Annotated in this window: 21 protein-coding genes; 13 read left to right on the forward strand and 8 right to left on the reverse strand. The window is 66.9% G+C overall.

The annotated features are described in order from the left end of the window. Window positions 1–15 precede the first annotated feature (15 nt). From ORI27_RS20585 to ORI27_RS20595, 3 genes are read right to left on the reverse strand one after another with little or no spacing between them, the layout of a single operon-like run. The gene (locus ORI27_RS20585; protein ID WP_265998879.1) at window positions 16–2,016 is read right to left on the reverse strand and encodes a 5-oxoprolinase/urea amidolyase family protein; all 2,001 of its coding nucleotides are present in this window, start codon (window positions 2,014–2,016) and stop codon (window positions 16–18) included. Further along, entirely contained in the window at window positions 2,013–2,645 is a 633-nt protein-coding gene (locus ORI27_RS20590; RefSeq protein ID WP_265998880.1) for an urea amidolyase associated protein UAAP2, read from the reverse strand. Before ORI27_RS20590 ends, ORI27_RS20585 begins: the two co-directional genes overlap by 4 nt. Then, window positions 2,642–3,394 (reverse strand): DUF1989 domain-containing protein, encoded by a 753-nt coding sequence (locus tag ORI27_RS20595; RefSeq protein WP_265998881.1) that lies wholly within the window; start codon window positions 3,392–3,394, stop codon window positions 2,642–2,644. The genes ORI27_RS20590 and ORI27_RS20595 overlap by 4 nt, the downstream gene beginning before the upstream one ends. 139 nt (window positions 3,395–3,533) lie before the next feature. Between ORI27_RS20595 and ORI27_RS20600 the strand changes: the two genes are divergently transcribed. Together ORI27_RS20600 and ORI27_RS20605 are read left to right on the forward strand one after the other, a co-directional pair. Continuing rightward, window positions 3,534–4,235 carry a TetR/AcrR family transcriptional regulator gene (locus ORI27_RS20600; RefSeq protein WP_323055639.1) on the forward strand — a complete coding sequence of 234 codons (702 nt, stop codon included), beginning with the start codon at window positions 3,534–3,536 and terminating at the stop codon, window positions 4,233–4,235. 10 nt (window positions 4,236–4,245) lie between these two features. Next, window positions 4,246–5,028, forward strand: a complete 783-nt coding sequence (locus tag ORI27_RS20605) for an enoyl-CoA hydratase/isomerase family protein (RefSeq protein ID WP_265998882.1) — start codon at window positions 4,246–4,248, stop codon at window positions 5,026–5,028. Here ORI27_RS20605 and panB read toward each other — a convergent pair. After that, a complete protein-coding gene (gene panB / locus ORI27_RS20610) occupies window positions 5,025–5,867 on the reverse strand; it encodes a 3-methyl-2-oxobutanoate hydroxymethyltransferase (protein WP_265998883.1) in 843 nt (280 codons plus the stop codon). The genes ORI27_RS20605 and panB overlap by 4 nt on opposite strands. Before the next feature lie 175 nt (window positions 5,868–6,042). Between panB and ORI27_RS20615 the strand changes: the two genes are divergently transcribed. From ORI27_RS20615 to ORI27_RS20625, 3 genes are all read left to right on the forward strand, one after another. Beyond that, window positions 6,043–7,443 (forward strand): WS/DGAT/MGAT family O-acyltransferase, encoded by a 1,401-nt coding sequence (locus ORI27_RS20615; protein ID WP_265998911.1) that lies wholly within the window; start codon window positions 6,043–6,045, stop codon window positions 7,441–7,443. Window positions 7,444–7,501: 58 nt separating this feature from the next. Continuing rightward, window positions 7,502–9,046 carry an alpha/beta hydrolase gene (locus tag ORI27_RS20620; protein ID WP_265998884.1) on the forward strand — a complete coding sequence of 515 codons (1,545 nt, stop codon included), beginning with the start codon at window positions 7,502–7,504 and terminating at the stop codon, window positions 9,044–9,046. Between the two features lie 122 nt (window positions 9,047–9,168). Then, the gene (locus ORI27_RS20625; protein ID WP_407666380.1) at window positions 9,169–10,710 is read left to right on the forward strand and encodes an alpha/beta hydrolase; all 1,542 of its coding nucleotides are present in this window, start codon (window positions 9,169–9,171) and stop codon (window positions 10,708–10,710) included. Between the two features lie 2 nt (window positions 10,711–10,712). Here ORI27_RS20625 and ORI27_RS20630 read toward each other — a convergent pair whose 3' ends face one another. Together ORI27_RS20630 and ORI27_RS20635 are read right to left on the reverse strand one after the other, a co-directional pair. After that, the gene (locus tag ORI27_RS20630) at window positions 10,713–11,651 is read right to left on the reverse strand and encodes a membrane protease subunit, stomatin/prohibitin (RefSeq protein WP_265998886.1); all 939 of its coding nucleotides are present in this window, start codon (window positions 11,649–11,651) and stop codon (window positions 10,713–10,715) included. Further along, window positions 11,648–11,887, reverse strand: a complete 240-nt coding sequence (locus tag ORI27_RS20635; RefSeq protein WP_265998887.1) for a hypothetical protein — start codon at window positions 11,885–11,887, stop codon at window positions 11,648–11,650. The genes ORI27_RS20630 and ORI27_RS20635 overlap by 4 nt, the downstream gene beginning before the upstream one ends. 98 nt (window positions 11,888–11,985) lie before the next feature. On the opposite strand from ORI27_RS20635, the gene glnA reads away from it, so the two are divergent. Genes glnA through ORI27_RS20655 form a run of 4 tightly spaced genes read left to right on the forward strand, consistent with a single transcriptional unit; the run spans window position 11,986 to window position 17,863 of the window. Beyond that, on the forward strand, window positions 11,986–13,326 hold the full coding sequence (glnA, locus tag ORI27_RS20640) for a type I glutamate--ammonia ligase (RefSeq protein ID WP_265998888.1): 1,341 nt from the start codon (window positions 11,986–11,988) through the stop codon (window positions 13,324–13,326). A gap of 30 nt (window positions 13,327–13,356) precedes the next feature. Further along, a complete protein-coding gene (locus tag ORI27_RS20645; protein ID WP_265998889.1) occupies window positions 13,357–16,332 on the forward strand; it encodes a bifunctional [glutamine synthetase] adenylyltransferase/[glutamine synthetase]-adenylyl-L-tyrosine phosphorylase in 2,976 nt (991 codons plus the stop codon). 5 nt (window positions 16,333–16,337) lie between these two features. After that, the gene (locus ORI27_RS20650) at window positions 16,338–16,997 is read left to right on the forward strand and encodes a PaaI family thioesterase (protein WP_265998890.1); all 660 of its coding nucleotides are present in this window, start codon (window positions 16,338–16,340) and stop codon (window positions 16,995–16,997) included. Between the two features lie 5 nt (window positions 16,998–17,002). Beyond that, window positions 17,003–17,863 (forward strand): TIGR03619 family F420-dependent LLM class oxidoreductase, encoded by an 861-nt coding sequence (locus ORI27_RS20655; protein WP_265998912.1) that lies wholly within the window; start codon window positions 17,003–17,005, stop codon window positions 17,861–17,863. Here ORI27_RS20655 and ORI27_RS20660 read toward each other — a convergent pair. Together ORI27_RS20660 and ORI27_RS20665 are read right to left on the reverse strand one after the other, a co-directional pair. Beyond that, window positions 17,860–18,267, reverse strand: a complete 408-nt coding sequence (locus tag ORI27_RS20660; protein WP_265998892.1) for a DoxX family protein — start codon at window positions 18,265–18,267, stop codon at window positions 17,860–17,862. The genes ORI27_RS20655 and ORI27_RS20660 overlap by 4 nt on opposite strands. 355 nt (window positions 18,268–18,622) lie before the next feature. Continuing rightward, window positions 18,623–19,882: a glycosyltransferase family 4 protein gene (locus ORI27_RS20665; protein ID WP_265998893.1), complete on the reverse strand. Its 1,260-nt coding sequence runs from the start codon at window positions 19,880–19,882 to the stop codon at window positions 18,623–18,625. 143 nt (window positions 19,883–20,025) lie between these two features. Here ORI27_RS20665 and ORI27_RS20670 point away from each other — a divergent pair, with 143 nt between their 5' ends. The 4 genes from ORI27_RS20670 to ORI27_RS20685 all read left to right on the forward strand — a co-directional run bounded on the left by ORI27_RS20670 (window position 20,026) and on the right by ORI27_RS20685 (window position 25,371). Then, complete coding sequence (locus ORI27_RS20670) at window positions 20,026–21,564, forward strand: lipopolysaccharide biosynthesis protein (RefSeq protein ID WP_265998895.1); 1,539 nt, start codon at window positions 20,026–20,028, stop codon at window positions 21,562–21,564. After that, on the forward strand, window positions 21,561–22,202 hold the full coding sequence (locus ORI27_RS20675) for a hypothetical protein (protein WP_265998896.1): 642 nt from the start codon (window positions 21,561–21,563) through the stop codon (window positions 22,200–22,202). The genes ORI27_RS20670 and ORI27_RS20675 overlap by 4 nt, the downstream gene beginning before the upstream one ends. Continuing rightward, window positions 22,199–24,214: an O-antigen ligase family protein gene (locus ORI27_RS20680; RefSeq protein ID WP_265998897.1), complete on the forward strand. Its 2,016-nt coding sequence runs from the start codon at window positions 22,199–22,201 to the stop codon at window positions 24,212–24,214. Before ORI27_RS20675 ends, ORI27_RS20680 begins: the two co-directional genes overlap by 4 nt. A gap of 62 nt (window positions 24,215–24,276) precedes the next feature. Next, complete coding sequence (locus tag ORI27_RS20685) at window positions 24,277–25,371, forward strand: glycosyltransferase family 4 protein (protein ID WP_265998898.1); 1,095 nt, start codon at window positions 24,277–24,279, stop codon at window positions 25,369–25,371. The last annotated feature ends 23 nt before the right edge of the window (window positions 25,372–25,394 follow it).

A 25,394-nucleotide genomic window follows, 5' to 3' on the forward strand; every position in this document is an offset into this window, starting at 1 on the left:
GGGGCCGGCGGCAGATCAACCGACCAGCTGAGGAGCGAACTCGCCGGCCTGGTCCCATGCCCGACGCTCAGCGGCGAACGCCTCGGCCTGCTGAGCCCGGAATTCGGTTATCCCGTGCGCGTTGTGGGCCAGGAACTGATGGTAGCCGGGCATCGAGAACGTGCCGTCGGTAATCTCGACGTCGCCCCGCCCGGCGGCCATGTCGGCGCGCAGGTCCAGCAGCTCCTCGGCGCTGACCGGATAGAAGCCGATCCGGTCGAAGTAGCGCAGCAGCCAGGGGGTCCCCGGCTCGAAGGAGCGAGAGTCGTGCGGGTGGCGGTGGTTCCACACCTGTGTCGTGCGCCCGACGAACTGGTAGCCGCCCGGTCCCTCCATGCCGTAGATGCACAGGTAGGCGCCACCGATTCCAACGGCGTTCTCCGGTGTCCAGGTGCGTGCCGGGTTGTACTTGGTGGTGACCAGCCGGTGCCGGGGATCCAGGGGAGTGGCGACCGGTGCACCGAGGTAGACATCACCGAGGCCCAGCACCAGGTATTGGGCGGCGAAGACGATGTCATGCACCTGCTCAACAGCCGCCAAACCGTTGATACGCCGGATGAATTCGATATTCCACGGGCACCACGGGGCATCGGCGCGCACTCCGTGGATATAGCGCTGGATGGCCTCGTGGGTGGCGGGGTCGTCCCAGGACAGCGGCAGGCGTACGGTCCGGCTGGGCACGACGAGTTGGTCGGTGGTCGGCAACGACTCCTCGGTACGGGCCAGCAGGTCCACCAACTCCGCTGCGCTCACGACGGCGGGATCGAACTGCACCTGCAGCGATCGCACGCCGGGAGTCAGCTCGGTGATACCGGGAACCGCACTGGCCGAGAGGGATTCGTAGAGCACATGAACCCGCGCGCGCATTGCCAGGTCCAACACCATCGGCCCGTACTCGACGAGCATGCCGCCGTCGCCGTCGCGCCGAACCGTGACGTCGGTGCCCTCGGTGCCGACGAATCGGGTCAACACGCCGTCGTCGGCGTCGCTGGAGTTCGAGATCACCAGCGGCATCGCGGCCCGGCGGTCGGCGCCGATACTGCCCAGTGCCGGCGCACGGTCGGCGCGCACCGGCACGAACCGCACGGTGTCGCCGGGTGCCATCTGCCCGAGTTTCCAGCGATCACCCCGTACCACGGTGACCGGACACACGAAACCGCCCAGGCTGGGCCCGTCGGGGCCGAGCAGGATGGGTGTGTCACCGGTGAAGTCCAAAGTGCCGACGCAATAAGCGTTGTCGTGGATGTTCGACGGGTGCAGTCCGGCCTCACCGCCGTCGGTGCGGGCCCATTGGGGCTTGGGGCCGAGCAGGCGCACACCGGTGCGGTCGGAATTGAAGTGCACGGTGTAGTCGGTCGCGACCAGTGTCGCGATGTCGTCGCGGGTGAAGAATTCCGGTGCGCCGTGCGGGCCTTCGGTGACGGCGAGCTGCCAACGATGGCCGATGGCCGGCTGTTCGTCGATGGCGGCGCGCGCCGGCCGGGCCGACGTCGGGCCGGGATCGTCGCCCAGCACCAGCAGGTCGCCCGCCCGCAGTGGGCGTCCGTCATGGCCGCCGAAGCAGCCGAGGGTGAACGTGGCAGAGCTGCCCAGGTATTCAGGTTCGCACAGGCCGCCGGCTACCAGTACATAGCAGCGCATGCCCGGACCGGGGACCATGCCGACGTCCAACACGCCGCCGGCGGGTACGGTGATGGATTGCCATTGTGGCACCGCGGCGCCGTCGAGGGTCACCGGCGCGGCCGCGCCGGCGACACAGACCCGCCCACCGTCGGGAAATCGCAGTGCCGGACCGGCTTTCGTGCATTCCAGGCCGGCGGCGCCCTCGGGATTGCCGAGTACCCGGTTGCCGATCCGGAAGGACAGGTCGTCCATCGGTCCGGAAGGGGGCACGCCGACATGCCAGTAGCCGACGCGGCCGGGCCAGTCCTGAACGGTGGTCAGCATTCCCGGCCGCGCCACCTCGAGGGTTCTCATGGGCCCGTGATCACCATCCGCACCGGGGTGGGGTCGAATCCGTTGCACGGGTTGTTGATCTGCGGGCAGTTGGACACCAGTACCAGGGTGTCGGTGTCGGCGCGCACGGTCACCGATTTGCCCGGTGCCGAGAGCCCGTCGACGATGCCCAGCGTGCCGTCGGCCTCGACGGGCACGTTCATGAAGAAGTTGATGTTGGAGACGATGTCGCGCTTGCCCATTCCCCACTTGGCCGCTTCGGCGAGGAAGTTCTCCGCGCAGGCGTGCTGGTGGGCGGTGTGGTGTCCGTATCGCAGGGTGTTGGATTCCTTGGAGCAGGCGCCGGCGATGGTGTCGTGGTTGCCGACCTCGTCCGCGACGATTGTCACGAGCGCCCGGCCGTCAGCCCCTCGCAGCACCGAGCCGGTGGTCAGGAAGATGTTGCGCTGTGCGGTGACGGTGGCCTGTGCGCTGTAGCGGCCGGCCGGGTCCACCCGGTCACCGTTGACCGCGTAGAACAGGGTGTCCACCGCCTGATTGCCCTGCAGATCGATGATCTGCAGGGATTGTCCGGCCCGCAGGATCGCCGACCAGGGTGTGCAGGCGGCGACGATCTCGTCGGAGATCGTCGCCGAGAGTGCCGACGTCATCGCAGTTCCTCACTGGATTGTGCTGCCGCCCAAGTGGCTTCGGTGTTGAACAGGGCCCGGTAGTACTCCGGGTCGGTATTGATCGGTAGCCCCAGTTCCTCGTCGGCGCGCCAGGCCACGATGTCGAGTGCGGTCGTGGCGGGCCGGGGATCCAGCGGATGAGCGGTATTGACCACCGCGACGACGACGGGCAGGTGGATCAGCAGTTCGACGGCCGTGCCGGGACCCGCCGAGCCGGAGAACGTCAGCTCGCCGGAGTTCTCGACCCGCACCCCCTTGAACAGGGTGGCCGACGGCGCGACGTCGCGAATGTCCATGCCGTGCTTCGCGGCTGCCAGCAGCATCTTGTGCCGGCCGGCGGGCGGCAGACCGCACAGCAGGTCGTGGTGGCCGGAACTGTCGGCGACGATGGTCGCCAGCAGGCGGCCCTGGTCGGACAACAGCGGATGGCCCACCCCGAGGTAGGCCTGCCAGGGCACCTTCATCGTGTCCGCGACGTTGAGCCGCTCCCAGGACGCATCGGCGCGGAAGAGCAATAGGTGCGCGCAGGCGCCGCCGTCGGGGTCGGACAGGCGCAGGCGTGTGCCCCGCCCGAGCACCCGGGCGACGTAGGACTCCGCCGGCACGGCCTCGGCCCAGACCAGCCGGCCGCTGTCCACGCCGTCGGGCATGGTGGGCACCCGCATATTGGCGCCGCTCGCCTGGGAACGTGCGTGCGAGCGGGCGCCGTCGGTCGACGCGGTCGTCATCTTCACTCCTGTCCGGGCCCGCGCCCGATTAACTGTCACTTGAAAGTTTTCCCAGCCACCGTTCCCGCCGGGTGTCGCGGGTGTAACGACTGGGTTGACTGTATTTCTATCGGATGACAGTTATTAGCGTGACCGGTGGATGCGACAATGGCGTATGCGCAGCGCGGGCCACGATGGGCGAGGCCGTCCCCGGCTCGAACAATCTCGTCGGCCGGGGAGCACGGCGCGCGAAGAGATCCTGGACGCCGCCGCCGAACTGTTCACCAAGATCGGCTACGCCGGAACCTCGACCCGCCGGATCGCCGACGCCGTGGGGATGCGTCAGGCCTCGCTGTACCACCATTTCGCCACCAAGGACGACATCCTGGACGCGTTGCTGGCCGGAACCGTCGACGAGGCCCTGCGGCTGGCCGGTGACCTGCTGGTGCAGGGCGGTCCGGCCGCCGAACGCCTGCACGCGCTTCTGGTCGCGGACTGCTCGCAGTTGTGCGCCAGTCGTTGGAACCTCGGAGCTCTGTATCTGCTGCCGGAACTGCGCGTCGACCGGTTCGCGCAGTTCCGCGCCAACCGCGAGGAGTTGCGTCGCCGCTACCGCCGGTTGGCGGCCCTGGTGATCGCCGAGTGCGACGGGATCGCCGACGCCGACGATCTTCCGTTTCGCCTCGTAGAGTCGGTGATCAACCGCCGATCCGACGACGAGGAATGCGTCCCCGAGACGCCGGCGGTGATCGCCGACGCGGCCCTTCGCATCCTGGGCTGGCACAGCGATTTCGGCCGCCTTCGCCAGCGCAGCGCCGAGTTGTTGGAGACCGCCCGCTGGGAGCCCGCGGTCACCGGCTAACGTTCGGGCGGTGAGCGCCTATCAGACCCTGTCCTTCGAGCAGGCCGGCCCGATCGCGCGGATCGTGCTGGACCGGCCTGACGCCGCCAACGGGATGAACGACGTGATGACCCGCGAGCTGGCGGAGGTCGCCGCGTGCTGTGACGTCGCGGAGATCAAGGCCGTCGTGCTCACCGGAGCCGGTCGGTTCTTCTGCGCCGGGGGAGACCTCAAGGCGATGGCGGCGTCGCCACTGGGGCCGGGGCGGTTCGTCAAGGGGATCGCCGACGATCTGCACCGCGCCATCTCGACACTGGCCCGGATGGATGCCGTGCTGATCACCGCCGTCAACGGCGTGGCCGCCGGTGCCGGTTTCAGCCTGGCGGTCGCGGGCGATCTGGTGCTGGCCGCCGACACCGCGTCGTTCACCATGGCCTACACCAAAGCCGGGCTGAGCCCGGACGGCAGCTCCTCGTACTACCTGCCCCGGATCATCGGCGTGCGCCGCACCCAGGAGCTGATGCTGACCAACCGCACCTTGAAAGCAGCCGAGGCCGCCGACTGGGGCCTGGTCAACGAGGTGGTACCCGCCGCCGAACTCGAGGGGCGAGCTCAGGCAGTTGCAGAGCAGATCGCCTCTGCGGCAAAGGGTTCCAGCAGTGCGGTGAAGAAGCTCATGCTGGCCACGTTCGGCAGCGGGCTCGAGGAGCAGATGGAACTCGAGGGCCGGCTGATCGCCGCGTGCGCCGACAGTGCCGACGGACGCGAGGGGATCGCCGCGTTCCTGGGCAAACGCGCGCCGAAGTTCGGCTAGAAGCTGTGCTCCTCGGCCGGGAATGCGCCGGTCGCTACCTCTTCAGCGTATTGCGTTGCCGCACGCCGTAATTCGCCGCCGACATCACCGAATCGCTTGACGAACTTGGCGGTCTTGCCACTGGTGAGCCCGGCCATGTCCTGCCAGACCAGCACCTGCGCATCACAATTGGGTCCGGCACCGATGCCGATGGTCGGAATCGTGAGCTTGCCGGTGATCTGGGTGGCCAGTTCCGCGGGCACCATCTCCATCACCACCGCGATGGCGCCGGCCTCCTGGACCGCGATCGCGTCGTGAATGGTTTGCTCGGCGGCGTCACCGCGGCCCTGGACGCGGAAGCCGCCCAGGCCGTTGACGCTCTGCGGGGTGAAACCGATGTGGGCGACCACCGGAATGCCCGCTGAACTCAGCGTCGCGATCTGCTCGGCGACCCGCTCACCGCCCTCGAGTTTGACCGCGTGCGCGCCGGTCTCCTTCATGAACCGGGTGGCCGTCGCCAACGCCTGGCGCGGGCTCTCCTCATAACTGCCGAACGGGAGGTCGGCCACCACCAGCGCGTGCTCGGCGCCGCGCACCACCCCCCGGACCAGGGGAATCAGTTCGTCGACCGAGATCGGCACGGTGGTGTCGTAGCCGTAGACGACGTTGGCGGCGGAGTCGCCGACCAAAAGCACCGGAATCCCGGCCTCGTCGAAGGCCCGGGCGGTCGAGTAGTCGTAGACCGTGAGCATGGCCCACTTGTGGCCTTCGGACTTCCACTTCAGCAGGTGGTGGGTGCGGACCTTGGTGCGTGACACCGGCGGCACGCCGGCGCCGCCGTAGACAGTCTGTTCAGACATCGTTGTCCCTAGTATTTCGTCTCTGTCGATCCTCGTGGCCCATCCGGGTCCCCGGGTTCGTCTGACGTTTTCAAGTGTGCCACCGCGACACCGCAAAGGTGAACGCCCAGTGAAGTGGACTTTCTCACACCTGTCACACGGGTGCCGTCATACGATCGGCGGCATGGTGCAACACCTGCAGCGGCTCAGCGGACTCGACGCCAGCTTCCTGTATCTCGAAACCCCTTCACAGCCACTGCATGTGTGTTCGATTCTGGAGCTCGACGCCTCCACGATCCCGGGCGGCTATACCTTCGAGCGGCTGCGCGACGAACTGGCCTTGCGGGTCAAGGCGATCCCGAGCTTCCGCGAACGGCTCGCGAACAGCTTCCTCAACCTCGACCATCCGGTGTGGGTCGAAGACGAGCACTTCGACATCGACCGGCACCTGCACCGCATCGGGCTGCCCGCGCCCGGCGGGCGGGTCGAGCTGGGCGAGATCTGCGGCCACCTGGCCTCCCTGCCCCTGGACCGCCGCCGCCCGTTGTGGGAGACGTGGGTCATCGAGGGTGTCGACGGCACCGATGCCCGCAACGGTGGCCGGCTGGCCGTGCTCACCAAAGTTCACCACGCCGCCGTGGACGGTGTGACCGGCGCCAACCTGATGTCGCAGCTCTGCAGCACCGAACCCGACGCCCCGCCGCCGGATCCGGTCGAAGCCGCGAGCGGCAGCGCCACCAATCAGCTGCGTATCGCCCTGGGCGGGCTGGGCAACTTCGCAACCCGGCCCCTGCACCTGGCCACCAAGGTGATTCCCTCGACAGTCAGCACCGTCGTCGACACCATCGGCCGCGCGGTCGGCGGCCGGGCGATGGCCGCGCCGTTCGCGGCACCGCAGACCAAGTTCAACGCCAGCATCACCGCCCACCGCAACGTCGCGTTCGCCGAACTCGACCTCGAGGACATCAAGACCGTCAAGAACCATTTCGGGGTCAAGGTCAACGACGTGGTGATGGCCCTGGTCGCCGGGGTATTGCGGCAGTACCTGCTCGATCACGACGAACTGCCGGAGACCTCGCTGGTGGCGATGGTGCCGGTGTCGGTTCACGACCGCTCCGATCGTCCCGGCCGCAACCAGGTGTCCGGGATGTTCTCCAAACTGGAGACCAATATCGAGGATCCCGCCGAGCGGCTGAAGGCGATCGCCGCGGCGAATACCACTGCCAAGGCGCACAGCTCCGCGATCGGGGCGACCCTGCTGCAGGATTGGAGCCAGTTCGCCGGTCCGGCCATCTTCGGTGTCGCCATGCGGGTGTACGCCCGCAGCCGGCTGACCGAGGCGCGCCCGGTGCACAACTTGGTGATCTCGAACGTGCCCGGTCCGCAGATCCCGCTGTACTTCCTGGGCGCCGAGGTGACCGCGATGTATCCGCTGGGGCCGATCTTCCACGGGTCTGGTCTCAACATCACCGTGATGTCGCTGAACGGGAAGCTCGACGTCGGGATCATCGGATGCCCGGAACTGCTGCCGGATCTGTGGGATCTGGCCGACGACTTCGCCGTCGGCATGAAGGAACTGCTCGACGCCACCAAATAACCGCCCCCGGCGGGTCGGTTTCCGAGGTGTCCGCGCCGAGCATGGCAGCATGTTTGCCATGAGGCTCAACCACCGACCCCGCGCTGTCCGTACGGCCCTGGTGCTTTCCGCCGTGGCCGCGCTCGTCGCGAGCGCGGGCTGCAGCACCACGGTGGGGGGAACCGCTGTGCTCGCCGGGCCCCAGGTCGGGCGGCCGACGCAGTGGGGTCCATGCCGGCTGGCCGGTGGCGGAGGCGGCAACGCCCTGCCGATCCCGGCCAGCGCGCAGTGCGGCAAGATCGCCGTTCCCGTCGACTACGCCAACCCGGACGGCGACGTCGCCGACCTCGCCTTGATCCGGTTCCCGGCGACGGGGCAGAAGATCGGCTCGCTGATCATCAATCCCGGCGGGCCGGGCGAATCGGGGATCGAGGCCGCCGCCAGCATTGTGGAGAACCTGCCGGACGAGGTGCGGCAGCGCTTTGACCTGGTCGGCTTCGATCCGCGCGGGGTGGGTTCGTCCACCCCGGCGCTGTGGTGCAACTCCGATGCCGACAACGATCGGCTGCGCGCCGATCCGCAGGTCGATTACAGCCCCAAGGGCGTCCAGCACATCGAGAACGAGACCAAGGCCTTCGTCCAGCGCTGCGTCGACAAGATGGGCAAGGAGTTCCTGGAAAACGTCGGCACCGCCAGCGTCGCCAAGGACCTCGACGCACTGCGGGCCGCCGTCGGCGACGACAAGCTGACCTACCTCGGCTACTCGTACGGCACCCGGATCGGCGCGGAGTACGCCGAGGAGTACCCGGACAAGGTGCGGGCGATGATCCTCGACGGCGCCGTCGACCCCAATGCCGATCCGATCCAGGCCGACATCGACCAGGCCGCGGCATTCCAGCAGGCCTTCAACGACTACGCGGCCGACTGTGCCAAGGATCCCAGCTGTCCGCTGGGCACCGACCCCGCCAAGGCCGTCGACGTCTATCGCAACCTGGTCGACCCGCTGGTCGACAAACCGCTGCCGACCACCGACCCGCGCGGACTCGGCTACAGCGACGCCATCATCGGCACGATCATGGCGCTGTACTCGCCGAACCTGTGGCGACACCTGACGCGGGCCCTGACCGAGATGACCGACGGCCGCGGTGACACCATGCTGGCCCTGGCCGACATGTACATGCGTCGCGACGCGCAAGGCCACTACACCAACGCCACCGACGCACGTATCGCGGTGAACTGCGTGGACCAGCCGGCGATCACCGACCGCCAGAAGGTGATCGAGGAAGACAAGAAGATGCGTGAGGTGGCGCCGTTCATGAGCTACGGCGAATTCACCGGGCACGCGCCGCTGAGCACCTGCGCCTTCTGGCCGGTGCCGCCGACCAGTACCCCGCACGCGGCCAATGCGCCGGGACTGCCACCGGTGTTGGTGGTGTCGACGACCAACGATCCGGCGACGCCGTATCAAGCGGGCGTGGATCTGGCCAAGCAGCTCGGTGGAGCGTTGCTGACGTTCAACGGAACTCAGCACACGGTTGTCTTCCAGGGCAACACCTGCGTCGACAATTATGCCGCCGCGTATCTGGTCGACCTGAAGCTGCCGCCGCCCGGCGCGACCTGCTGACGTCAAATATCCGACGCCCCAACACTTCTACGCCCGCGTCAACATTCGTTACCGATCTCCGTCGGATCTGAGATCGGAGTGTGACCGAAGCCTTGCCGCGGTCGGTGCGCTCACATGCGACGATGGCTGCCATGAAACACACGGGTCGAATCGGCTCGGCTGTGTTTGTCACTTCCGTCTGTGTGTCACTGGCCGTCGGTGTGATGGCCCCGCCGGCCGCTGCCGCGCCCACCCCCGAGCCGGGACAGACGTCGGCGCCTCAGGTCACCTGGGGGAGCTGTCAGCGATTCCTCGGCGACGACGCCGACGCCCTCCGGACCGCGCAGTGCGCTGCCGTGCCGGTGCCGATCAGCGACGCGGATCCCGCTGGGCCGCAAGCGCAGCTGGCTGTCATCAAGATCCCTGCCAGCGGTGAGCGGATCGGCGCCCTGTTCATCAACCCCGGCGGGCCCGGCGCCTCGGCGGTCGATGCCGCCGCCGGGATGGGCTATGCGTTGGCCGGTAGCCCGATCGCCGAACACTTCGACATCGTCGGGTTCGACCCGCGCGGGGTCGGCTACTCGACGCCGGAGGTGCGCTGCCGCACCGATGCCGAGTTCGATGCGTGGCGGCGCGATCCGATGGTCGACTACAGCCCTGCCGGGGTGGCCGCGATCGAGCAGATCAACCGTGACTACGCCAAGGAATGCGCCGACAAGATGGGTACCGCGTTCCTGGCCGGGCTCGGAACCGATTCGGCCGCAAAGGATATGGACACCATTCGCCAGGTGCTCGGCGACGACAAGATCAATTATCTGGGGTTCAGCTACGGCACCGAGCTGGGCACCGCGTATCTGGAGAAATTCGCCAACCGGGTCCGTGCGATGGTGCTCGACGGGGCGATCGACCCCGCGCAGGACACCGTGGACTCGATCATCCAGCAGATGGACGGCTTCCAGGTGGTGTTCAACGACTACGCGGCCGACTGTGCGAAATCGGCCGGCTGCCCGTTGGGAACCGACCCCGCGCACTGGGTCGACCGCTTCCATCAATTGGTCGATCCGCTGGTGACCAATCCCGGCCCGACGTCCGATCCGCGCGGCTTGAGCTACACCGACGCGATCACCGGCACGTTCAATGCGCTCTACACGCCGCAGTACTGGAAGTTCCTCACCAGTGGCCTGCTGGGCCTACAACGCCAGACCGACGCCGGTGACCTGTTGATGCTCGCCGACGAATACGAGGGTCGCAATCTCTACGGGCACTACAACAACGGGCAGGACGCGTTCAACGCGGTCCGCTGCGTGGACGCCCCGACTCCCACCGACCCCGCGGTGTGGGCCGAGATCGATCGGCGCACCCGCGAACTCGCCCCGTTCCAGGCCTACGGGCAGTTCACCGGGTTCGCGCCGCGCGATCTGTGTGCCTTCTGGCCGGTGCCGCCCACGTCGGAGCCGCACCCGGCACCCCCGGCTCCGCCGGGCAGTGTGGTGGTCGTGTCGACCACACACGACCCGGCCACCCCGTACGAGGCAGGTGTCGGCCTCGCGCGCGAACTGGGTGCGCCGCTGGTCACCTACGACGGCACCCAGCACACGGTCGTATTCAACGGAGACGAATGCATCGACTTGGCGATCATGAACTACTTCATCAACCTGACGCCGCCAGTGAACCTTCACTGCTGAATTCAGCCCGCCTGCGGGACCACATAGGTGGGCTGGTAGGGGTTCTGGCCCGCCTCGATGGCCTTGGCCTTCAGATAATCGTCGACTGACGGGTATCCGGCGATCTCGGCCTGCTTCTGCAGGGCCTGCTGATGGGCCAGTTCGGTCTGGGCGCGGGCCGCCGTCACGTCGGCATCGGCCTTGGCCTTGGCGGCTTCCGCGTCGGCGATGCCCTTGGCTTTGACCGCGTTCGCATCGGCGATGGCCTGTTGCTCGGCGGTGATCGCGGCTTTCAGGTTCGGGTCCACCGGATCGGGCTTCATGACGGTCACCTGGAAGTTGGTGAAGTACTCCTCGCCGTTGGTGCGGTTCCTGGTGGCCTGCGGCAGGTTGTCGCGCAGCGCGTTCTGGAATTCGATGCGCACCTTCTCGTCGTTCCAGATCTGCCGCCAGGTGTACTTCTGGGCCACCGACACCAGAGTGTTCTGCAAGGGCTGACCAACGACGTAGCGAAGCAGGTTCTTCCAGCCCTGCGACACTGTTCCGTCGCTGTTGAGCCAGCCCTGGTACTTCGTGCCGAAATCACGGTGGAAGTTCATCAGCCTCTGGCAGTCGGTGGTCAGATCGAAGGTGACCGAGACCGGGACCTTCAGCTCGGCGGGAGCCGACGCATTCGACACGACGATGGTGGCCGGTGCTTCGGCGTCCGGGGCGTCGAGGGCATCCCAGCTGATCTGTCGCGACGGGTAGAGATAGGCGGTGAATCCGCCGGGCGGGTTGAACTCCGAGGTTTCCGGGTTGATACAGCCCTCCACCTTCGGGTCGGTGGGAATCATGAAGTAGTCGTCCACCTTGACGGCGGTTGTTCCGGCCCCGACCTGCGTGCTGCAGCCGCTTAGGACGATCCCGCCCACCACGAGCACCGCGACCACGCCGCCGATGGCGATTATCCGACTCTTCAACTGTCTTCCGTTCCTCGGTTCCAGATGATCTCGTTCAGTCTTTCTTGACGCTCGGCTTCGTAGCGCTCCTGCTCGCGCCGGAGCAATTCGCGGGCGTATGCCCTGCGCTCCTTGGCCGACAGGAACAGGAGGGGATCCTTCACGCCGCGAAGCTCCTTACGGAGTTGGTGGATGTAGATGCCCATTGCGACGATGACGATGCCCGCGATGAGAAGAATAGGGATAACCGCCTTCATCGGCTCAGTATCTGGACAAAGTCGGCAATCGGCCTGACGATGCGGCTTTTACCGCTCGCGTAACACGGAATTAACAGCCGGTGCCTACGCTCGCGGTCATGGACCGTCAGAAGGAATTCGTGCTGCGCACGCTTGAAGAACGGGATATCCGCTTCGTCCGACTGTGGTTCACCGACGTGCTCGGCTTTCTCAAATCCGTGGCGATCGCACCCGCCGAACTGGAGGGTGCTTTCGAAGAGGGGATCGGCTTCGACGGCTCCTCGATCGAGGGGTTCGCGCGTGTCTTCGAATCCGACACCGTCGCCCGCCCGGACCCGTCGACCTTCCAGGTGCTGCCGTGGACCACCAGCGCGGGCCAGCATCACTCGGCGCGGATGTTCTGCGACATCACGATGCCCGACGGCTCCCCGTCGTGGGCCGACAGTCGACACGTCCTGCGTCGCCAGCTCGCCAAGGCCAGTGACCTCGGGTTCTCCTGCTACGTGCACCCCGAGATCGAGTTCTTCCTGCTCGAGCCCGGCCCCTACGACGGCTCGGTGCCGGTACCGGCCGACAACGGCGGCTACTTCGACCAGGCCGTGCACGATTCGGCACCCAACTTCCGCCGGCACGCGATCGACGCGCTGGAACAGATGGGCATCTCGGTGGAATTCAGCCACCACGAGGGCGCGCCCGGTCAGCAGGAGATCGACCTGCGTTATGCGGATGCCCTGTCCATGGCCGACAATGTGATGACATTCCGCTACGTCGTCAAGGAGGTCGCCCTCGGTGAGGGGGTGCGGGCGTCGTTCATGCCCAAGCCGTTCGCCGAATATCCCGGCTCGGCGATGCACACCCACATGAGCCTGTTCGAGGGCGAGAACAACGCCTTCCACAGCCCCGACGACCCGCTGCAGCTCTCCGACGTCGCGAAGTCGTTCATCGCGGGCATCCTGGAGCACGCCAGTGAGATCAGCGCGATCACCAACCAGTGGGTCAACTCCTACAAGCGCCTGGTGCACGGCGGCGAGGCCCCGACGGCGGCGTCGTGGGGTGCGGCCAACCGCTCGGCGCTGGTGCGGGTGCCGATGTACACCCCGCGCAAGGCTTCCTCGCGGCGCATCGAGGTGCGCAGCCCCGATTCGGCCTGCAACCCCTATCTGACGTTCGCGGTGCTGCTGGCCGCCGGGCTGCGCGGTATCGAGAAGAACTATGTGCTGGGCCCGCAGGCCGAGGACAACGTGTGGATGCTGACCCCCGAGGAGCGCCGCGCGATGGGCTACCGCGAGCTGCCGGGCAGCCTGGGCATCGCCCTGGCGGAGATGGAGAGCTCCGAGCTCGTCGCCGAGGCGCTCGGCGAGCATGTCTTCGACTACTTCCTGCGCAACAAGCGCGCGGAGTGGGAGGAGTACCGCAGCAACGTCACGCCCTACGAGTTGAAGCAGTATCTGTCTCTCTAGCCGACCCCTCTAACGGCGTGCGCTACCGTCGTGCACGTGGCAAAACCGGCGACACAGCGTCCACGCGTGCCGAGCGTGGGTCGACTCGGTCTGGTCGAACCCACCGCAGCCGCCGATCTGACCGGGCTGGGCTGGGACACCGATGCCCACGTCGAGCTGTTGTGGTCGTTGTCGCGGGCTCCCGACGCCGACCTGGCGCTGCACACGATGACCCGTCTGGCGGATGCGCTGGACGGTGACTGGCAGCAGCTGAACGCGGCACTTCTCAAGGATCGCGGCCTACGCGGCCGGCTGTTCGCGGTGATCGGATCGTCGCTGGCGCTGGGGGACCACCTGGTGGCCAACCCGCAGTCGTGGCATCTGCTCGAAGGCGCCGTGACGCTCCCCGATGCCGCCGCGCTGCGCCGTCTGTTCGATGACCGAATCGCCGAATTCGGCACCGCCCCAGCGACGATCATGCCGAGGTTGCGCGCGCTGTACCGCGACCAGGTGCTGATCCTGGCCGGGCTCGACCTGGCGCCCGCGGTGGAGAACGAACCGGTGCCGGCGTTCTCCACCGTCGGCGAACACCTGTCGGACATCGCCGATGCGGCGCTGGACGCCGCGCTGAAAATCGCCGTGGCGACGGTGTGCAAGGACGGCGCGCCGGCGCCCCGCCTCGCCGTCATCGCGATGGGCAAATGTGGTGCGCGCGAACTGAACTACGTCAGTGACGTGGACGTCATCTTCGTCGGTGAGAACGCCGACTCGGTGACCACCCGGGTGGCCGGGGAGATGATGCGGCTGGCATCCGACACCTTCTTCGAAGTGGACGCCGCGCTGCGGCCCGAAGGTAAGCAGGGTGCCCTGGTTCGCACCTTGGACTCGCACGTCGCCTACTACCAGAGGTGGGCCAAGACGTGGGAATTCCAGGCACTGTTGAAAGCCAGACCGGCGGTTGGGGACGCCGAACTGGGGGAGCAGTACATCGACGCGCTGAAGCCGATGGTCTGGACCGCTTGCGAGCGTGAGGATTTCGTGCCCGAGGTCCAGGCCATGCGCCGCCGGGTGGAAGCGCTGGTGCCCGCCGACGTGCGCGATCGCGAGATCAAGCTCGGCACCGGGGGGCTGCGCGACGTCGAATTCGCCGTTCAGCTTCTGCAGTTGGTGCACGGCCGCACCGACCCGTCGCTGCAGGTGCCGTCGACGGTCGACGCGTTGGCAGCGCTGGGCTCCGGTGGTTATGTCGGACGCGACGACGCCGCCAACCTGACCGCATCGTATGAGTTCCTGCGGCTACTCGAACATCGGCTGCAATTGCAGCGTCTGAAGAGAACGCACCTGCTACCGGCGGCCGACGACGAGGAGGCGCTGCGCTGGCTGGCCCGGGCGGCGCATATCCGTCCCGACGGTACCCACGACGCGCTGGGTGTACTCCGGGAAGAGATCAAACGCCAGAACCTGCGAGTGTCGCGCCTGCACGCCAAACTCTTCTACCAGCCGCTGCTCGAATCGGTCGGCCCGTCCGTGGGGCTGACGCCCGGGATGACGCCGGCCGCCGCCGAGCGGCAGCTCGCGGCGCTGGGCTACGAGGGCCCGCAGAGCGCACTGACGCATCTGAGCGCGCTGGTCAACCAGAGCGGCCGTCGCGGCCGGGTGCAATCGGTGCTGTTGCCTCGTCTGCTGGACTGGCTGTCGGACACGCCCGACCCGGACATCGGCCTGCTGGCCTACCGGCGGGTCAGTGAGGCCCTGTCCGAACAACGTTGGTATCTGAGCACTTTGCGCGATGAGAGCGCGGTCGCCAAACGGCTCATGCACGTGTTGGGTACCTCGGCCTACGTGCCCGAGCTGTTGATGCGGGCTCCGGAGGTCATCCAGCAGTACGCCGACGGCCCCGGCGGGCCCAAGCTGCTCGACATCGAGCACCACGGGGTGGCCCGGGCGCTGATCGCCTCGGCCGGACGTCATCCCGATCCGGTGCGGGCGATCGCGGCCGCGCGGACCCTGCGTCGCCGGGAGCTGGCCCGGGTGGCATCCGCGGATCTGCTGGGCATGCTGGAGGTCCGCGAGGTGTGTGGCGCGCTGACCTCGGTCTGGGTGGCGGTGCTGCAGTCGGCGCTGGACGCGGTGATCCGTGCGAACACTCCTGACGACGGGGTGGCACCGGCCAAGCTCGCGGTGATCGGCATGGGCCGCCTCGGCGGCGGGGAGTTGGGCTACGGCTCGGATGCCGATGTCATGTTCGTCTGCGAACCCACCCCCGGCGTGGAGGACGCGCGTGCCGTGAAATGGTCGGTGACGGTCGCCGAGCAGGTGCGTACCCTGCTCGGAACACCGAGTGCCGACCCGCCTTTGGAGGTCGACGCCAATCTGCGGCCGGAGGGCCGCCAGGGTCCGCTGGTGCGCACCCTGGCTTCCTACGCGGCGTACTACGCACAGTGGGCGCAGGCGTGGGAGATCCAGGCGTTGTTGCGGGCCCACCGGGTCGCCGGCGACCTGGACCTCGGTCGCCGCTTCCTGCTGATGGTGGACAAGACGCGCTACCCGGCCGGCGGGGTGTCCGCCGATGCGGTGCACGAGATCCGGCGGATCAAGGCCAGGGTGGATGCCGAGCGGTTGCCCCGCGGCGCCGATCCGAATACCCACACCAAGCTCGGTCGCGGTGGATTGGCAGACGTGGAGTGGACCGTACAGCTGCTCCAACTGCGTTATGCGCATAAGGTCCCCGCGCTGCACAACACCTCGACGCTGGAGACGCTGGATGCCATCGGCGCTGCCGAACTGCTGGCCGAGGACGAGGTGGACCTGCTGCGTCAGGCCTGGCTGACGGCGACCCGTGCACGCAACGCGCTGGTACTGGTGCGCGGAAAGCCCACTGACCAGTTGCCCGGCCCCGGCCGTCAACTGAACGCGGTCGCCGTGGCCGCGGGCTGGCACAGCGATGACGGCGGGGAGTTCCTGGACAATTATCTGCGCGTGACCCGCCGGGCGAAAGCTGTGGTACTCAAGGCATTCGGAAGTTAGGCGCGATGGACTTCGACTGGGGCGTCATCAGCGCCGACGAGCATGACCGGATCAAGGCGTTGCATGAGCCGTTGGCGGAGGCCGTGCGCCGGCTGATCGACGCCAGCCTGCACAGCGGAGCCGACGCAGACACGATCCTTGCGGCGCGCCAGGCGATCGACTCGGTGAGCGAGATGTTGGAGCGCACCCCCACTGACCGGCCGCGGACACTGCGGCATGCCGAGACGGGCCTGCCCGTAGTGTGGCGCAATCCCGCTGTGGGAAGCCATAACCCGCTGGCGCCGCCGATGACGACCCATCATGAGGATGGCCGGGTCTGGACGGAGTTCACGCTCGGACCGGTCTACGAGGGGCCACCCGGTCTGGTCCACGGCGGCATCTGCGCACTGCTGCTCGACCAGCTCCTCGGTGAGGTCGCGACCCGCCAGCTCAGCAAGCCCAAGTTCACCGGCACGATCACGCTGAAGTACCTGCGCGGCACACCGTTGGGGCCGTTGCGCGGCGAAGCGTGGGTCGAGCGCAGTGAAGGCTACAAGACGTACGCGCGTGGATTTCTCGGTGACGCTCAGGGTAAGACCGTCGAAGCAGAAGGAGTGTTCATCATGCCGGCGTGGGCCAGGGAGAGCGGCGGGCAGGAGCGAAGCGACTCGGGGGTCGTGACCTGATGAAGTTGAAGTTCTATGTCAGCGTCGCATTCCTGGAGACCAGGGATATCATCGAGATCGCCAGGGCCGCCGACGACCTGGGTTACGACGGGCTCGGCATCCCCGACCACGTGGTGAACCTCGAAACCCTGGAAACCCCTTATCCCTACACGAAGAACGGCGAGCGGCGCTGGCAACCGTTCACCGACTGGCCCGATCCGTGGGTGCTCGTCGGTGCGCTCGCGCAGGCCACGGAGCGGTTGAAGTTCGTGACGACGGTGTACATCCCGGCTATGCGCGATCCGTACTCCGCGGCCAAATCGATTGGCACCGCCGCATATCTGGCCGATGGCCGGGTGGAACTCGGGATCGGCGTGGGATGGTGTGAAGAAGAGTTCACGCTGATGGGCCAGCAGTTCGCCAAACGCGGCAAACGCACCGACGAGATGATCGAGTTGATGCGCGCGCTGTGGCAGCCGGGCTGGACGGAGTTCGACGGTGAGTTCTACCAGACCCCCCGGCTGGAGATGACCCCGACGCCGCCGCACATCCCGGTCTACAGCGGGGGATTGTCGGATATCGCGTTGCGACGAGCGGCCCGCCTGGACGGCTGGATCGGCGACTTGATCAGCCTCGACCAGGCCATTCTCCGCGTCGACAAGCTGCGTGAACTGCGCGCTGAGAATGGCCTGACCATGGACGGTTTCGAGATCCTCACGCCGCTCACCGATGCGTTCACGATCCCGCACTACGAGCGGGCCGCCGCCGCCGGTATCACCGGCATCGTGACGATGCCGTGGATGTTCTACTCCGGACCGGACGCGTCGCTGGCCGACAAGATCGACGGAATGCGGCGATTCCGCAAGGACTTGGCGCTGGACGCCTAGCGCCGCACCGCACCCTGCAGGGCGAAAGCGCCGGCCCCGGCGAACGCGATGAGGAAGAACGAAAAGCAGTACATCACGGCCATTTCCCCGCCGTTTTCGATGGGCCACAGGGCTTTCGGCTGGTGCTCGGTGAAGTAGGCGTAGGCCATCTGGCCGGATCCGATGAGTGCGGCGATCCGGGTGAAGAATCCGACCATCACCAGCACGCCGACGACGAGTTCGATCAGTCCGGCCCACCAGTACGGCCAGGTGCCGACAGGGACGGGGCCACCACCCTGGGCGATGGGCCAGGCGAACAGCTTGACTGTGCCGTGGATGGCGAACAGGAAGCCGATGACGATCCGGAACAGGCCGAGAACGGGGGAGGAGTAGGCGTCGAGGCGGGCATCCAGTTTCTGTGCCATGGCTGTGAAGCATAGTCATCGGACCGCAGTCCGAATAGGGCTGAAACGGTCTGTTCACGCCTGGTCACGGCGTGTTCAATTCGAGCAGCACCGTTTACCGGTCCCGCAACGAGCAGCGTCACCGCCATGTCGGCGCCGAGCCTCGGTGGTCATCGCCTCGAGTCCGTGTACGGCCACGGCGACGGCGCCCACCTGCCGTTTGGTGACCGGTTGGGGTCCCGCGGCGTCCGCGGACGGGCGCCACGGCTTCTCAGCCATCCGCATCGCGGTCTCTGCATCGTCGGAATGGGTGATAACGACCGGGGCGACCCGGTCCTGAGGTCAACCGCTGCACCGGCGTCCCTCTCCGACCGGCTCAAAGCGGGGGCGCGAAAGCGTCGTCGTAAGCCTCGAACACCGCCTGGCGAGAGTAGGTCCGAAGAAAGTGGTCCCCGGCCTCGCGGGAAACCTCCGCGTTGCGGGCCGGAGAGGTCAGGGAACAGAGCAGGTCCGCGGTTTCGGCGGGGTCGTCGGCGACCAGGATGCCGGTTCCCGGCCCGCTGGCGATACCTTCGGCGCCGATTCGGCTTGAGACCACCGGCACCGACCGCCCGAGCGCCTCGAACACCTTGAGCTTGATACCGGAACCGAAGCGAAGCGGGTTGACGAGTGCGACCGCCTCGTTGAGCACTCCGTCCAGATCGGGAACGTAGCCCTCAACGGTGACACTGTCGGCCAATTCGGCCGCCTGTGCGAGCAGCGTCTGCCGTGCGTCGCGGCCGATCACCCGAAGCCGGGCATCGGGCAGCTGATCGAGCACCAGCGGCCACACATCCCGCAGGAAGGACTTCAACCCATCGTCGTTATGCGGCAACGACAGGAGCCCGATGAAGACGAACACCGGCACCCCCTGGTACCGCCTTCTGGCGGAAGTGGGGACGTTGACCAGGGGAGGCAGGCTCTGCACCCGGCCAACCGGCACTCCGGTGCGCCGGCTCAGCTTGTCGGCCTCCTCATCGTTGATTAGCAGGCAACGTCCGAAGGTGGTGGCCACCCTGTTCTCGCTTCGCGCGATGGCCGCCCGCTCGAGGCGAAGCAGCGCCGACTGGCTCTTGCGATGGGTGGCCAGTGGGTGCAGCCAGTGCGGAACGTGTTCGGCGAAGTTGCCGAGCGGGCTGACCTCGAGTTCGGGATAGAGCGCCGCGGCTTTCAGCATCCGGTCATAGCGTTCCGAGAAGAGGTCGTCGAGATAGCAGATCTGGTGCCGTGCGACCCCATGGGGTACGTACTGCGCCATCCGGACCGTGTCATAGACCTGAAGGCGAGGTTTGATGTCATCGAGAACGCGGTGCACGGCAGCTCGCGTGTCCCGGGAGCCCAAGAATGCCTCCTGCATGCTGGCCCGCCCGGTGATCACCTTGGTGACGACGTTTCTCAGGATGTGTGCGCTGCTGGGGCCCGGCACACAGTGCAGCGTGACCGGGAACTCCCCGGGCGGTGGCTTTCCGATCTTGATGTAGTGCACGTTGCTGGGACCGTTTCGGTCGGCGAAGTAGTCGAGGAATCCGGCGAGGACGACCTTCTTGCCGGCATCGGTGGGGTACGGGTCCACGGCACTGATCAGCGCAACCGACACCGCGACATCCTCGCACGGGTTTTTCACGACGCGGAGGAAGATCGCCGGCCCCGGCAGCGTCCGGATTGAAAGGCGGGCCTGTACCTTCTCCGGAAGGAGCAGGCCTGGAAGCGCGACGTCGCGCCATTCGCTGGGGGTGTGTTGTGACAGGGTCGGAGCCGAGGGACGGGCCCGCAACAGCCGGTTCTGGCGGGGACGGGTCCGTTTCAACACCCTCGACTGGCCGGCAGACTATATGGAACTACCTGATCTTCGCGTTGAGTAAGAGTTCGACGCTGCTGATGACCGTAGTCGTCGCGAGGATGCTGACTCCCACCGAATTCGGCATCTTCGCGTTGGCGGTATTGGTGGTCAACCTGTTTGACTATGTCAAGGATCTGGGCGTCGCAGCCGCCCTGGTACAGAACCAGCGGGACTGGCGCCTGCTCGCGCCGACGGGCCTGACGCTATCCGTACTATTCGGGCTTCTGGCCAGCGGCGCGCTGGCCGCCGCTGCCGGTCCGGCCGCGAGCGCTCTCGGCCACGCCGAGCTCACCGGGCTGATCAGGGTTCTTGCGATAAGTTTGGCGATCTCCGCGCTGAGCACCATTCCGGCGGCGTGGTTGCGACGGTCGATGAACTTCTCGGCCCGGCTGGTACCGGAATTCGCCGGAGCGGTAGTCAAGGCTGGCCTGACCATCGGACTCGCCGCCGCGGGATTCGGCGTCTGGAGCCTCGCTTACGGCCAATTGGCCGCCGTTGTGATCATGACGGTCCTCTACTGGGCGGTGGCCCACACCCGCCCGGCGTTCGCTTTCGATGGCACGGTGTCACGCGAACTCGTTCGTTTCGGGTTGCCGGTAACCGCTGTCACGCTGTTGGCCTATGCCATCTACAACGTCGACTACCTTGCAATCGGTGAGCGTCTAGGAGCCACGGACCTTGGGTTGTACACGCTGGCATACCGGATTCCCGAACTATTGGTGCTCAATCTGTGCGTGGTGGTCAGCGAGGTGCTGTTCAGTGCGTTGTCTCAGCTACAGAGCGACCGCGACTCACTGACCGCGCACTACATGCAGGCGCTGACCGTCGTGTTCGCTCTGACGGCCCCTCTTGGCATCGGCCTTGCAGTCGCGGCGGGTCCGTTGGTGGAGACCCTCTACGGCGGTGACTACGCTGCCTCGGCCCCCATCCTGTCGGTTCTGGCCATCTACACTGCGGTGTACTCGGCTTCCTTCCACGCCGGGGACGTCTTTAAGGCGCTCGGTCGCCCGGGTTTGCTGACGGCGATAAACGCTGGAAAGCTCGTCGTTCTCGTCGGCCCCATCTGGTGGGCCGCAGGGCACAGCGCACTGATGGTCGCCTGGGCACTGTTAGGGGTCGAGTTGCTGCACTTCGCGGTGCGTATGGCGGTGCTGCACGGCCTGACGGGTACTCGGTGGGCTGCTGTTGCCGGTGCACTGCTGCGCCCCGCGGCCGCCGCGGCGCCGATGGGCCTTGTTTTGTTGGGATTGGGCTGGTGGATGGACAGTTGGGCGGCACCGGCCGAACTCGCGGTCCTGATTGGCGTCGGTCTATGCACATACTGCGCCGTACTACGATTCACTGCACCGGCGCTCGCCAAGTCGGCGTACGGCGTGATCCGGCGCCGACTGTTTTCCTCCGGGGCGCCGACATCGACGACGGCGAAAGAGGGATCATGACCAAGCGTCGAATCACCATAGTGGTCGTTGCGGTGATCGGTGCCGTCCTTGGAGCGGTGCTCGGCGTGCTCGCCGCGCCGAAACCCAGTCGATTTGTGGCTTCAGCAAACGTCGCATTCCTCCCAGGGCCCGACCTGACTACGGTCGAAGCCTCGAACTTCTGGGAGGTCCTCACCCGAGGGCAGATCACCCGGACCGCTGCCATCGTATACAACGACGCGCGCTGGCTGACACCGGCAGCCGATGCCGCCAAGGTTCCGATCGGCGAACTGACCCTCATGGCGGCGGCGGTGCCCGAAACCACGATGCTAACGGTCACGGTGACAGCCAACTCGGCCGCCGCCGCGGAGGCGGCGCTGAACAGCGTCCTCGTCACCGCCACCCCCGAGGTGAGTTCATTGGCCGCCCCGTACTTCGTGAAGGTGCTGTGGCCGCCCAAGAACAGTGCCTATCCAGAGGCCACACCCGGCCCGATGCAGGTCGGGGCGGCCGGAGGGCTCGGGGGCCTATTGGTAGGCGCGGGCGTCGGGTGGTTCGTTGCACGCCGGCGATACGGCCGGCGGCTCGCTGACTTCTCCCCGGGGGCCCTCCTGCCCGACGCCGATAGAGACGGCGCTGCCACCCAAGCGCACCCGTGACCGATCCGCCCCGAGCACGGTCGCGCGAGCTTGCGATGCTCGTCGTCGTCGGGGGGATCGCCGAATTCGGGGCGCTGACGATGCTGGGATCACGCAGCCCACTGCTGCTGGTCCTCGCGCCGATCGGAATGATTGCGCTCGTTGTCGCGGCGAGGCGGCCCCTGCTGGCGCTGTCGATCATGGTAGTCGTCGAGTTCACCAATTTGTCCGGGCTGGTCGGGGCGCGCAGCGGACTCCCCATTTTCCCGGCCTCGCTCATGCTGGGGGTGCTGGCCGTCGCGCTGGCGTTGCGTGATCCACACGCTAGGGGGCGGCTCAACTCGTGGACCGTCCTCTGCTGCGGTTTTTTGGCCGTCTTCCTGGCCACCCAGCTGGTTGCGACGATAGGAAGCGTCGACCCAGGGGCATCCTTTGCGGGCATGTACCGCCTGACCGTGGACTGCGTGTTCATCGTGGTGGTGTTGGCGTTGGTCCAGATCACCGGGCGGCCCTGGACGGTGGCCACCGTCATCGTGGTCACGCTGGCTGCCATATCTGCCCTCACCGTGATCGACGAGGTTTTCTTCGGCGGTACTGCATCCTTCGGAGGACTGTCGACGGTGACGACGGCATCGGGGGAGGGGATCACCACCCTGCGCTACGGAGGCCCCCTCCCTGACTCCAATTTCTGGGGCCGGCATCTGGTGATGGGATTGCCGATGTCCGCCGCGCTGTTGACACGGGCGCTGCGCTTCCGGCGGCCGCCGGCCATCGCGGCGTGGGTGGCGGTGCTGCTGATCCTTCTCGCCGGCACCTATCTGACGCAGTCCCGCGGAACGTTTTTGGCTGCCGGTGCGGCGATACTCGTGTGGTTCGCGGCTGCCGAACGGCCGGTGCGGCGATGGAGCCTGCTGATGCTGCCTGCGGGACTGGCGGTTTTTCTGGTACCCGGCATCGGCAACCGGCTGGTGGCCGCCCTCGATGATGTTCTGCGGGCTAAAGAGCACAGCAACGTCGACCCGTCGGTCCTGGGGCGGCTCGCCGCCCAGCAGGAGGCGTGGGCGATGTTCGGCGAACGCCCGGTGTTCGGATTCGGCCCGGCGACCTTTCCGGAACAGGTGATCCAGTTCGCCGGCCGCGTCGCCATCGCGGTCCGGGAACCGACGAACGCCCCGCACAACCTTTATGCTGAGCTTGCCGCAGAGTCCGGCGTCGTCGGTCTGCTCGGCTGGGCAGTGGTGGTAATCGGATTCATCATGGTGGCCGTGCTCGGAGTCATGGCCTGCCCGCATCCGCGGGATCGGATCCTCGCGGCTGCGGTATGTGCGGCAATCGTAGCGTGGTCGGTGGGCAGCATCGGGCTGCATTTGGCCTATTTCCGGACTTTCGGAGTGGTTCTGGCACTCGCGGCCGGGGTGGTTCCCATCTGGCCCGTGCCGGCCGAGCCCTTACGCAGACTGGCTCGTGGCGTCATCGCCTGGAGCGCGGCCGGGCTGGTGGGAACCACGGCGTCTCTGGGCTGCCTATGGGCGACCGGTTCCATGGTCGTCACCGCCAGTCAGGCGGTGACGCTGGTTCCGGCCGGGCCGATTGACGGTTGGTACTCCTACGCTTTGGACGTCCGCTCCAGGATCGAACAGCTCTACACGTTCGCGATACTGCTCGAGGAAACCGGGTCCAACGTCCAGGTCGTCGCCGACCCGGTGCGTGGCGTGCTGACGTTCAGCGCCATGGCCGAGACACCGGACCAGGCCCGCGACGAAATCCAGGTCGCCGTCGCCCATGCGGATTCCGCGTTGCACGGCGCAATCGGATATCAGCAGTACTACCTGTACAACGTCGGCAGCATGACCATCACCCGCTCACGAGTCGACACGGCGCCCGCATTCGTCGGGGCTCTCGGGGTGGGTGCCGCTACTGTGATCGTGACCGGTGTGCTGCTGCTTCGGGCGCAGACCAGATGGCGCATACACGGTTTGGTCGGCCGACCTGCGACACAGGAGTCACCATCGGTACCAAGTCTGAATCGATAGTCCTCGTTGAGCTTTCGCCGTCCGGGGGACTGTTTCAGTTCGCCTTTGAACTCGGCAGTGCGTTGGCCGAACGCGGTCTGCGGGTCGAACTCTGGACCGGCCCCGAACCCGAATTGGTCTCGGCTCAGCCGGGCTTCACCGTCCGGCCCGTGCTGCCGACATGGCACCCCGGGGACACCGAAGTGCGATCCCGTCTGTTTCGGTTGGCACGACGGGCGCTGCGGGCAGCCCAGTTGATCGTCGCCTGGGTGGTGCTCAGTGTGCGATTGCTGGTGGCCCGGCCGTGCGCGGTGCTGTGGTCACAGTGGCGATTCGCCTTCGAACCGGTGTTTGTCGTCGTCCTGTCGACGGTATTGCGCTCCACCATTTTCGGGATCGTTGCGCATGAACCGGTCCCCCGGTCGGACGCCAAGGACACCAGCATTCCGAAGACGGGCGGGCTTTTGACTCGGACCTTCCGCGCTGCCTGGCAGCGGTTGGATGTGGCCTTTGTGCTCGGCCCGCGGACCCGTGAGCTCGCGGTCTCGTACTGGCAGCCGCGGTGTCCGGTCCACGTCATCCCGCACGGTGCAGAGCCAGGGATGCGCGGAGGAGCGCAGGTGCGCCCGATCACCGAGACCGGGCCAGTGGCGCTGTTCTTCGGAGTGTGGTCCAAATACAAGGGGCTCGAGTTGTTGTTGGACGCGTTCGAGCGGGTGAGAGCTGAGCTACCGGAGTCCCGACTGGTGTTGGCGGGGGCTGTAGGTGCCGATATCGACGTGGATGCGGTGTTGGATCGCGCTCGTCGAATCGGCAACGTCGAGGCGCGTCCTGGCTACGTGCCGATCGAGGAGGTGGCTCCACTGTTCGATTCCGCGCGGGTGGTGGTGACCCCGTACATAAGGGCCACCCAGAGCGGCGTTGCCCATCTGGCCTACACCTTCGGCCGGCCCGTGATCGCCAGTGCCATCGGAGACCTGCCGGAGGTAATCCAGGACGGTGTGACGGGACTGCTGGTGGACGCCGGTGACGTGGAGGGGCTCGCTCGGGCGATGGTGCGGCTCCTCGAAGACCCACACCTGGCCGCCAGACTGGGGTCGGCAGGCGAGAAGAGCGTCGACGACGCGTGGGCTGTCGCGGCAGCCCGGGTCGCCGGGGCACTGGCCGAGGTGGCATGAGCCGCTGCAAACGAGGGATACCG

This window comes from Mycobacterium pinniadriaticum, assembly GCF_026242045.1.
Taxonomy (GTDB): Bacteria; Actinomycetota; Actinomycetes; order Mycobacteriales; family Mycobacteriaceae; genus Mycobacterium; species Mycobacterium pinniadriaticum.